Origin of the sequence: Lutibacter sp. B1 (assembly GCF_012524075.1) — a bacterium.
Classification (GTDB): Bacteria; Bacteroidota; Bacteroidia; order Flavobacteriales; family Flavobacteriaceae; genus Lutibacter.
On record NZ_JAAZUI010000002.1, the window covers coordinates 62,641 to 74,606 of the forward strand.

An 11,966-nucleotide genomic window follows, 5' to 3' on the forward strand; every position below is an offset into this window, starting at 1 on the left:
GGTTTAAACTATGAAAACTATTTTTTTTAAACTCGCTTTTCGAAATATTCTAAAAAACAAGATAAGTTCGACCATAAATATTGTTGGCTTTTCAATTGGGATCGCTGCTTGTTTATTTATTTTTCTATTTGTAAAATATGAAACCGGTTTTGACTCATTTTATCCAAATAGTGAAAAAATGTACCGTATTGTTAGTTCTACTAAAACTATTAATACTATTTCAAAATCGGGTTTTGTTTGGTTTCCTATAGCAAAAGATTTAAAAAATGAAGTTCCCGGAATTGATGATTTTTGTCGAATTTCAAAAGAGAATCCAACAAAATGTTTTATTGAAAATCAACTTTGGGAAATTGAAAAATTACGCTATGCAGATGCAAATTTTTTTCAATTTTTCAATTTCAAATTATTAGTAGGAAATCCTGAAACAGTTTTAAACAGTGCCGAAAAAATTGTATTAACTGAGGAAAAAGCAACGCAACTTTTTGGTGAAAATAATCCCATAGGAAAATCTATATTATTTGATCATACATTATTTACGGTTTCCGGTATTGCTGAAAACCCACCTTCAAATACGCACTTGGTTTTTGATGCTATTGTTTCTATAAAATATGTTGAACAAAGTGATTTATATTGGAAAAATTATGGTGGCGGTATTACGTTATTATCGTATTTACAATTATCAGAAAATGTAACTCCAGATCAAATTGAAAAAGCATTCCCTGCTTTTTTCGACAGAAAAATAAATCAGCGTTGGAAAGATACAGGAATGTCACAATCTGCTACATTACAAAACATAAAAGAGGTGCATTTATCTGATGGTTCTATTGATTATGATTGCGCTTCAAACAGAAGTAAAAAAAGTATGTATATTATTATTTGCATTAACATACTTATTTTATTACTTGCCATAGTAAATTATATCATTTTATATACTGCTCAAAAAATAACAAAGACAAAAAATACAGGAATACTTAAAATTTTTGGTGCAGGAAACTTCAGTTTAACAGCTCAAACATATATTGAAGTATGTATTATTACAACTACAGCTTCAGTACTAGGAATCATTTTACTTTTGGTTGGAATACCATTTTTAAACACCTACCTTCAAAGTTCAATTTCTATTGGAGATAATAGTTATTCTGTTATTCTATTTCTAGCGTTCACTATTTTTATATTATCATTTTTAGTCACATACTTTTCAACTCAAAAACACTTCTTTTCAAAATCGATTGGACCCATAAGAAATACATTAATTGCAAAAAATCCTAAAAAAATAAAAGGCAACTTTTTGGTTTCTTTCCAATTTACAATAGTTATTATCTTGCTGATTGCTGTTTTTATTATTATGCGTCAAAACAGCTACTTATTAAACTCGGAACTTGGATTTGACAAAGAAAATATGATAACTCTTCAAGCTGATGAAGAGTTTCATAATAATGAACTCTTACAATTTAAACAAGAGTTACAACATTTAGCAGAAATTCATTCTGTAAGTTTATCCAGTCAAATGATTGGTAATGGAATTACGCAAAATGGTTATAGAATTGGTGACGAAAATGAAACTTCAATGATAAATGCTTTATATACTGATACCGATTTTTTAGAATGCTTTAAAATAGATTTGCTTTTAGGTAGAAATTTTAGTATAAATAGCACACTTGACAAAGAAGCTATTTTAATCAATCAACAATTAGTTAAAAGAGCCGGTTGGGACAATCCAATTGATAAATATATTCATAGAAATGGGAATTTAAAAGTAATAGGAGTTGTACAAGACTTTAATTTTGCGTCATTAGAAAATACTGTACAACCAATGTTAATTATGTCAAACCCTAATTGGGATGGTTGGGGATATTCAACTGTTAATATTCGATTTCAAACATCCAACATACAAAGTTTATTAGCTCAAATTAACAACCTTTGGAAAGCTAGATTTCCTGAAACTCCGTTTGAAATTTCTTTTCTTGATGATTTATTGGCTTCCAATTACAAATCATTTATCGCACAGCAGAAAATTATTAGTTTTTTCAGTTTCATCGCAATATTGATTGCTGTTATCGGATTAATTGGATTAACCATTTTTACTGCTCGTACTCGAATTAAAGAAATTGGTATTAGAAAAGTAAACGGAGCTACAGTAAAAGATATCTTAATTATGCTAAACAAAGACTTTGTAAAATGGGTAGTATTGGCTTTTATTATTGCAGTACCTATTTCTTGGTATATAATGAGCAAATGGTTAGAGAATTTTGCTTATAAAACGCCTCTGAGTTGGTGGATTTTTACATTAGCAGGTTTTATTGCTTTAACAATTGCCATAGCAACGGTTAGTTGGCAAAGTTTCAAAGCAGCAAGTAATAATCCTATAAAAACATTGCAGAAAAATTAAAGAATTACATCCTCAGAAATAAAAAAATATGTTACGTTTCAATTTAAAATTGGCAATTCGCAATCTGTTAAAAAACAAAGTGTATTCAACTCTAATTATTGGAAGTTTTGCAATAGGATTTACGGCTATTATACTTATAGGTTTATTTTACAATGCGGAAAATACTATAAATACCGGTTTTTTAAATTATAAAAATAGCTACCGTTTATACGATGAAAAAAAGAATACCTGTAACCTTGATTATAAATTAAATGCTCCTCTAGCTGATAAATATCCCGAAATTGAAACTACCTGCCCTGTTGAGTACATGACCGGATATGAAATAACCATTAAAGACAAAAATTCTAAGGCTTATACTCAAATTGATAATATGATTGTTACATCAAATAATTTTTTTGAATTATTTTCAGTTGATGTAATTGCCAGTTTATCTGAAAAACCTTTTAATAGTTTAAATTCATTGGTAATTACAGAATCTGTAGCCAAAAGAATTTACAAAGACCAAAATCCTTTAGGACGCACTCTTGAACACGATTTTTTTACAGGAACAATTTCTGCTGTTATTAAGGATTTACCTAAAAACTCAAGTTTTAAAGCTGAAATACTATTAAACAGTAAAAATGAAAACTATCAAATGTCTAATTATTGTAATGATGGCATATGTTATTATCCAACCAATCACTTCCTTTTATTAAAAAATGGAATTAATGCTCAACAGTTTGCTTTAAAGTTAAACACAAGTTTAAAGCAATACAATACAAATTTTGACAACCTTGCTTTACAACCTATTGCTGATATTTATTTATCAAAACTTTCTTTACAAGACAGTCACACAAAAGGCAACTCAAAAATGCTTGTTATTTTTCTTTCTATAGGAATTTTAATTTTACTTCTGTCAAGTATTAATTATTTGAATTATACCGTTTCTATGCAATATGCAAAACTTAAAGAAATAGGTATCAATAAAATAAATGGCGCATCTAAACGGCAACTTATTACTTATTCTTTTATTGAAATTACCTTAGGAATATTATTATCATTACTTATATCAATATGCTTAACGGTTATTCTTTTACCTTATACAGAAATGTTTTTTGGTAGAAATATATCATTCTCAGAAATACATATTTTTCAATTAATTCCTGTGTTTTCAGGAATAATTATAGGAGTTATATTACTTAACGGATTAGCTCCAATGTATGTACTTTCTCGTTTTAACATTATAGATTTTTTAACTAAAGGAAGAAAACATAAGCGAAAACAAACAGGAATAAAACCCTTGTTAACTTTTCAATTAGTGGTTTCCATTTCACTCATTGCTATGGTAATACTAATTTTTAAACAAATTCAATTCGTAAAAAACTATAATTTAGGTTTTGACAAGGAACATTTGATAAAGATTGAGCTTCCTTATTCATATACAAACCCATCAATAATAAAGGGCGAAATGGAAAAATTAGCTTTTGTCAAAGAAAGTGCTTTGAGTGATGGCTATCCAGGAAGAATAAAATTGTTTATAGGTAGTGATATTAAAGAAAATAATTTCGATGTAAACTGTATTCACGTTTCTGACGATTATATAAAAACTATGGGAATTGATTTACTTGAAGGTAGAAACTTCTTATCTGGTGATAAAAATAAAGCGTGTCTTTTAAATGAAGAAGCTATAAAACTGTATGGATGGGATACTATAAAAAATAAAAAATTTCACGAACAATATCAAGTGATAGGAATAATTAACAATTTTAATGTTCAATCGCTACATGCATCTCTGAATACTGTTGCTTTAATCTATGACCCTGATCATATCTTTAATACTATTTCTCTTAAATTAACTGAAGGAAATGTAAATAACCAATTAAAACAAATAGAGCAAACTTGGAAAAGACTTTTACCCAATGAGCCTCTGAATTTTGATTTTTATGACAGTTTGTTTCAGTCCATGTATGCAAAAGAAGAAAAATTGGCTCAGTCAATTACTTTTTTTTCTTTAATTGCTATCGTGCTTACTTGTATGGGTATTCTTAGTCAAATTTTCTTAATTTCTTTAAATAAAACAAAAGAAATTGGTATTCGAAAAGTAAATGGGGCTAAAATTTCAGAAGTAATTGCTATGCTTAATAAAGATTTTTTCAAATGGATTTTTACAGCATTTTTAATTGCTACGCCTATTGCCTATTTTGCTATGCAAAAATGGCTTGAGAACTTTGCTTATAAAACCAATATAAGTTGGTGGATTTTTGTTATGGCAGGATTTTCAATATTAATTATAGCATTGTTAACAGTTAGCTGGCAGAGCTATAGAGCTGCAACAAAAAACCCTGTGGATGCTTTGAGAAACGAATAAGCTGATAAAAATTTATTCCTTAAAAAAATACTATAAATCAATGTTTACATATTCGATCTTCAAATAATTATTAAATTCACAAAAATAGAATACTTCATCTTATTTATTATAGTCTCATTTATTATAATCCCCTACTTTCAATACTCAAAAGCTATAATTCTAATAAAATTTATAATTTTTTGACTTATTATTAATATTAAAAACAAATAAAATCTTAATAAAAACAAAAAAAAGGCAAAAATAGTATCATAAGTTGCAAAATAATATTTAGTTAAGGACTTATTTAATTTTTAAATTTGATAACAAACTATATTTATATATATCATAAAAAAGACATATTTAAATACACTCAATTTCAAAAATAAATAAAGTTGATTTTAAAATATTATTATTTCTATAATTCATAAGTTTCAATAAAACTCATAATTATGTAAATAATGATATTAATTTTTCAATATTAATCAAATATTAATTAAATCACATAAGTATGATAAATTTTGGACTTAAAAGGTTTAAAACTAAAAAATGGAACATTACACTTTTTTTAAGTTTGTTGTGTGTTATCTTTAGTTTTTCCCAAGAAATTGTGGTAAAAGGTAGTGTTACATCTTTGTCAGACAGTATGCCTTTACCTGGAGTAAATATTACAGTAGTAGATAGCACTAATAAAGGCACAATTACTGACTTTGATGGAAATTATGAAATTTCTGTTTCAAAAGATGCAAAATTACAATTTAGTTATGTCGGTTATATAACACAACTTATTGATATAGCCGGAAAAACACAAATTAATGTTTCTTTAGTTGAAGACATGAATAGTCTTGAGGAAGTTGTTGTTGTGGGTTATGGTGTACAAAAAAGAGCCTTAGTCACTGGTGCAAACCTTCAAGTTGAAGGTGAAAGTCTCCAAAAATTAAGTACAACGAATGCTCTGCAAGCTTTACAAGGACAAACGTCAGGTGTTCAAATCACTTCAACATCAGGGCAACCGGGAGAAGGATTAAGTGTAGTAATCCGCGGTTTAGGTTCAACTGGCGGCAACGGACCACTATATGTTGTAGATGGTGTTTTAACAGGAGACATTTCTTATTTAAATAATTCTGACATTGAATCCATAACAGTTTTAAAAGATGCTGCTTCAGCAGCTATTTATGGTTCTCAAGCCGCTAACGGTGTTGTATTAGTTACTACAAAAGGAGGAAAAGTAGGAAATGCCAAAATTACCTTTGACCAATACTTTGGTATTCAAAACAAACCTGAAAAAATCGATTTATTAAATGCAAAAGAATATGCAACAATTTTAAATGAAGCTGCAGTAAATTCAGGAAAGTTACCTTATTTTTCAAATGAAGAAATTGCAGCTTTAGGAAAAGGAACAGACTGGATGGATGAAATGTTTGAAGATAATACCATAACTCAAAATTATACATTTGGAGCTTCTGGAGGTTCTGAAACTTCAATATATTCAACTTCATTATCATATCTTTCTCAAGAAGGTATTATTGGAGGTAAAGATTTATCTAATTACGAACGATACAATTTCAGAATCAATTCTGAGCATAAATTATATAATGGAATAGTGACTATAGGTGAAAATTTAAGTTTTGCATATATCGAAAAAAACGGTATTGGCGTTGGTAACCAATATAACAACTCTTTAAGAGGTGCTTATAGTGCAAATCCTTTAATTCCTATGTATGATAGTGATGGAAATTATTACAATACTTCTAATGATGATTCCCCTTGGTTAGCAGGCCAATCAAATCCATACGCAGCTATGGTATATGGTAACCAAAATGAAGGTGATAATCAAAAATTATTAGGAAATATATATGTAGAGGTTGAACCTATCAAAAATTTGAAATTCAGAACAAGTTTAGGTATAGATTATTATGCAAACACAAATCATTCATTTTCTCCAATTTATACATTATCTACATATTCATTCAATACATACACAACAGCTTCACAATCTGAAGGAAAAGGAAAATCATTAGTTTGGGATAATTTATTAAGCTATAAGTTTGATATTAAAGAAGATCATCATTTTGAAACAATGGTAGGTACTTCTGCTTATCAATTTGATGGAACTTATATGTATGGAAGTAATGCCTATCTAGTTTTTGATGATTTAAAACATGCTTGGCTAGATAATGCAACAAACACTGATGGAGCACTAATGACACTCACCGGTGGACCTTCAAATGAGAATAAAAGAATGTCATATTTCGGAAGATTAAATTATAATTACAAAGACACCTATATTTTAAATGCTACTTTTAGAGCTGATGGATCTTCACAATTCCACAAAGACAATCGTTGGGGATATTTCCCGTCAGTATCTTTAGGATGGATTGCTACAAATGAAAAATTTTTAGAGCAATCTAAAGTAATTAATTTTCTTAAATTAAGAGCTAGTTGGGGACAAGTAGGTAATCAAAATGCTGGAAATTTTCAATATCTGGCTCCAGTAACTTTTTCCAATACCAATTATACTTTTGGAGATGAAGAAGGAATCCTTATATCAGGTGCTTACCCTAGTAGACTTGCTAATGAAGATCTAGAGTGGGAAACATCTGAACAAATTAATATTGGCTTTGATGCTAGGTTACTCGATAATAGATTAAATATTAATCTTGATTTGTATGAAAAAACTAATAAAGACTGGTTAATCAAAGCACCAATATTAGCAACTGCGGGGGCTGATGCTCCTTGGATTAATGGAGGTGATATTACTAATAAAGGTATAGAGGTTGCAATAACATATAATGATAATTTTGGAGACTTCAACTACTCAATAGGAATTAATGGCTCTTATAATGAGAATGAGGTAAATAAAATACCTACTGAAGACGGTATTATTCATGGTGAAACAAACCAATTATTTGATAATTCTTCAGAATTTTATAGAGCTGAAGAAGGTTATCCTTTGGGATATTTTTGGGGACTTAAAACTGCAGGAGTATTTCAAACAGAAGAACAAATTAACAATTACACTTATTCAGGTCAACCAATTCAAGCAGATGCTGAACCGGGAGATTTAATATATGTTGATTTAAATAACGATGGAAAAATAAATGAAGAAGATAAAACAATGATTGGAGATCCTAATCCTGATTATATTTATGGACTATCTTTTTCATGTAATTACAAAGCTTTTGACTTCTCTGTATTAGCAAATGGAGTTGCAGGTAATCAAATAGTTCAATCGTACCGCAACCAAGCGAATGCTTATGGAAATTACACAACAGCCATATTAGATCGTTGGCACGGAGAAGGTTCATCTAACTCGATGCCAAGAGTAACAGAAGACAACAAAAATTGGACAACTTTTTCAGATATTTTTGTTCATGATGCCGACTTCCTAAGAATTAGTAATGTTACATTAGGATTAGATATTGCAAAATTAAAGCTAAAGAAAAAGTTTTTTGCAAGTCAATTTAGAATATATTTCTCAGTACTAAACTTACATACTTTTACAGAATATAATGGTATGGATCCGGAAGTTGGCTATGGCATTTCAACTGATGATTATAATTTCTCATCAGGAGTAGATTTAGGTTATTATCCTCGCCCAAGAACTTACATGATGGGATTAAATGTTAAATTTTAAATCGTTTAAAAATGAAACACACACAAATATACATATTGGTTTTAGGCTTATTTTTCTTAATATCATGTGAAGATGATTTTTTAGATACTGAACCAATAACCGAATTAACAGATGTTAATTATTATAAAACAGTTGATGATGCATACACAGCATTAGTAGGCTGTTATGATGGAATGCAAGTTGTTTCGGCAGCAGGATTTTCATTCCCTGTAGCTTCTGAAGTACTTTCTGATGATTGTTTTGGAGGAACCGGGAATTCAGACGGTTATGGGTACCAAGCGGTAGATGAATTTGATATTAGTCGCTCACCAGCAGATACTGATTTATTTAGCAACGATTGGGAAGCTTATTACAAAGCAATATATAGATGTAATGTCTTAATAGGCAAAATGGATCAAATTGAATGGGGTGACCAAGAAAGTTTAAAAAAAGTATATGAATCTGAAGCAAGATTTATAAGAGGTTATTTATACTTTGAAATGGTTAGGTTATGGGGAAACATTCCTTTATTAACAGAACCTTCAACTGAAAATATTCCACAAGCAGATCCAACTGAAGTTTATACTGTAATAGCTAACGATTTAGTATTTGCAGCAAATAACTTAGCTGATGAATCATATACAGCTGTTGACAGTGGTAGAATTACAAAATGGGCAGCAAAAGCAATGTTAGGTCGTGTATATTTATATTACACCGGTTATTATGGAACTTCAGATTTAGTAGGTATTGTATCAAAAACCGATGCTCTAAATCATTTAGAAGATGTAATTTCATCTAGCGGTCATTCACTTGTTAGTGAATTTGCAAATTTATGGCCTGCAGCATCACTAGAAAATTATGCAGGTGAAGCTAATGAAGAAATCGTTTTCTCGGTTAAACATACTTACACAAGTGATTATGATGGAAATACTGATGGTAACCACTGGATGGTTATGTTTGGTATGAGAGAATACTCATATTATCCTTATGGTAATGGATGGGGTGTTACAGTTAATTCAAAATTATGGGATGCTTATAGCGAAAATGATACTCGATCTACAGCAACAATAATAGCCATTGAAGAAGAAGAAATACCTTTTGATAAAATAAACAGTCAACGAGAGTATACAGGATATTACAACAAAAAATACACTCCAATGGTTGATGAAGAAGGAAATAGTACAGTAACTCCGGTTGGAGGTACTAATTTTATGATTGGACAATATCAAGATTATATAGTTATGCGCTATGCTGATGTATTATTAATGGCTGCTGAATTAGGAAGTTCAAATGCTCAAACATATTTTGACCAAGTAAGACAAAGAGCTTATAAAGATAATTTTTCTTCTTTAACAATATCTCAAGAAAATATTATGAATGAACGTCATTTAGAATTTGCGTTAGAAGGAATTAGATATTGGGATTTATTACGCCAAGGAATTAGTAAAGCAGCAGCAACTATAGCTGAAACAAGAGATATTTTAAGTGGAGGTGTATCAGAAACAAAAACTATTTCAACAGCTAATATAGAATTAACTAAAGGATTACAACAAATCCCTAATTCTCAAATTACGCTATCTAATGGAGTATTACAGCAAAATACCGGATGGTAATTCTAACTAAATTTAAATCTAAAAAAATGAAACAAATAAAAATATTAATCTCATCATTATTGATATTAGGAATTGGATTCGTAATAACATCTTGTGAGTCAGATGATCATTCCTTAGGTGATATGCTTGATAAATCTGAAATAGATTATGAAATCATACAAGATTATAGCGTAGATCCGGGTGGAAATACAGTAATCCTTAAAAATAATACGCCTGAAATTATCATAACCTGGGATTATGGAACAGGAAGATCAAATAAAGCCGTTGAAACAGTTCGATATGCTTTTAAAGGAGATTATTTGATAAAAGTTTCAGCAGTAACCGCAGGAGGTATTGTTGAACTTGATCCTGTAACTATAACTGTAACAGAAGATAACTTAAACTATGTAAATGATGAACTATGGACAGCACTTTCAGGAGGAGTTGGAAATTCAAAAACGTGGTTATTAGATCTTAATGCAGAAGGTATTTCTAAATACTTTGGTGGTCCTTTATATTTCTATGGAACAAATAATGGTTGGTTAGAAGGTGGCGATGAAGGCTGTTATGGAGAAGACTGCTGGAATTGGAATCCTGATTATGCCGGAAATACATGGTTAATGCCTACAGGTGATTATGGCTCAATGACTTTTAGTTTAGATGGAGGTCCTTTTATTACTACAAATCATTTAATGATACCAAGTATAGGAGAAGAATCCGGAACTTACTTTTTAGATAAAGATAATCATATTCTTACACTAACCGACGCTTCAATTTTACATGATGAAGGACGTGATGCCTGTGTTGATAATTGGGGAGATATAACACTCTTTTCTTTAACCGAAAATACTATGCAACTAGGTGTTATGAGACGTGATGATTGTGAAGGTGCCGCACTATTGGTTTATAATTTTATTTCTAAAGATTATAGTGATAATTGGGTTGCAGAAGACTTACCTGACCCAACTCCTGCTATTGATTTAAACGGTGGCACATTGTCCGATTTAATTGCAGTAACCTCAACTAAAACTTGGTCTTTAAGTCCCGATTCTCCTTTTGATTGGACAGATTTGGAGGGTAACCTTTTAAACGGATGGGAAACGGTGGAAGATTATCCTGATTGGGCTTCATATACTTCAGCAGATCAAGCAACAGTATCAAGCAATAAAATAATATTTTCAGCAGATGGAACAGTAAAAACTGTAAATAGTGATGGTGATGAACTTGAAGGTAGCTATACAGTTGAAGAAGGTACAAACATAATATCTTTCTCTGATATTACACCAAGTTTCAATATGGGTGGATGGGCTGTAGCAACTACAACTTCTCAAAACCAATGGAAAATTGTAAAAACTGCCATGACTGGTAGTACTGTAACTGACATCTGGTTTGGAAAACGTGATGAAACTGGTAAAGATGAATATATGGTATTCCATTTTGTGTTAGGAAGTTCTTCTGTAGATCCAATTGAAGAAGCAAGAAAATTAATCGTTGCATCTCTAACTGGACCAACAGGTACACGTACATTTAAGGTGTCAGATACTTGGCATGTAGATTGGTTAAATGCTGATCTATCTGGTGGTTGGACAAGCGCCAGTACATTTGCAGATGATTTTACAAGTAATAGTTGGGTATGGACTGAAGCAGTTAAAGCAGGGTTACAAGACCCTACACTTACTTTTACAGCTAATGGTTCAGATATTACTGTTACAAAAATTCAAGATGGCGTAACTACCAGTACAAATGTAATCATCAATCCTGAAGATAACACTTTAGAGATTGATATGGATTTAATAGCTTTTACTGATGCAGCCAGCTGGTTACCAACATATGGACCTATTTGGTATATCTGTAAAGTTCCTTTAACGGCTATTGAAACAGATGGATTGTGGTTAGGTGATTTAAATGATGAAGAAACAGAAGTTACTGCAATTCATTATATAATTTCAGAATAATTGGATTTTGCAATAAGTAAGAAAGGTATTTGAGTTACTCAAATAACCTTTCTTACTTTAATAATTTTAACTGCTTTTTAGCAATAAATAC

5 protein-coding genes are annotated in these 11,966 nt (G+C 30.3%); all 5 read left to right on the forward strand.

Annotation, left to right across the window (positions count from 1 at the left end; genetic code table 11):
- Positions 1-10: 10 nt before the first annotated feature.
- Complete coding sequence (locus HGB55_RS01740) at positions 11-2,389, forward strand: ABC transporter permease (protein ID WP_168814062.1); 2,379 nt, start codon at positions 11-13, stop codon at positions 2,387-2,389.
- A 28-nt stretch (positions 2,390-2,417) separates the two neighbouring features.
- On the forward strand, positions 2,418-4,736 hold the full coding sequence (locus tag HGB55_RS01745; protein ID WP_168814063.1) for an ABC transporter permease: 2,319 nt from the start codon (positions 2,418-2,420) through the stop codon (positions 4,734-4,736).
- 487 nt (positions 4,737-5,223) lie between these two features.
- Positions 5,224-8,349, forward strand: a complete 3,126-nt coding sequence (locus HGB55_RS01750) for a TonB-dependent receptor (protein ID WP_168814064.1) — start codon at positions 5,224-5,226, stop codon at positions 8,347-8,349.
- An 11-nt stretch (positions 8,350-8,360) separates the two neighbouring features.
- Complete coding sequence (locus HGB55_RS01755) at positions 8,361-9,941, forward strand: RagB/SusD family nutrient uptake outer membrane protein (RefSeq protein WP_168814066.1); 1,581 nt, start codon at positions 8,361-8,363, stop codon at positions 9,939-9,941.
- Between the two features lie 26 nt (positions 9,942-9,967).
- Positions 9,968-11,875 (forward strand): hypothetical protein, encoded by a 1,908-nt coding sequence (locus HGB55_RS01760; RefSeq protein WP_168814068.1) that lies wholly within the window; start codon positions 9,968-9,970, stop codon positions 11,873-11,875.
- The last annotated feature ends 91 nt before the right edge of the window (positions 11,876-11,966 follow it).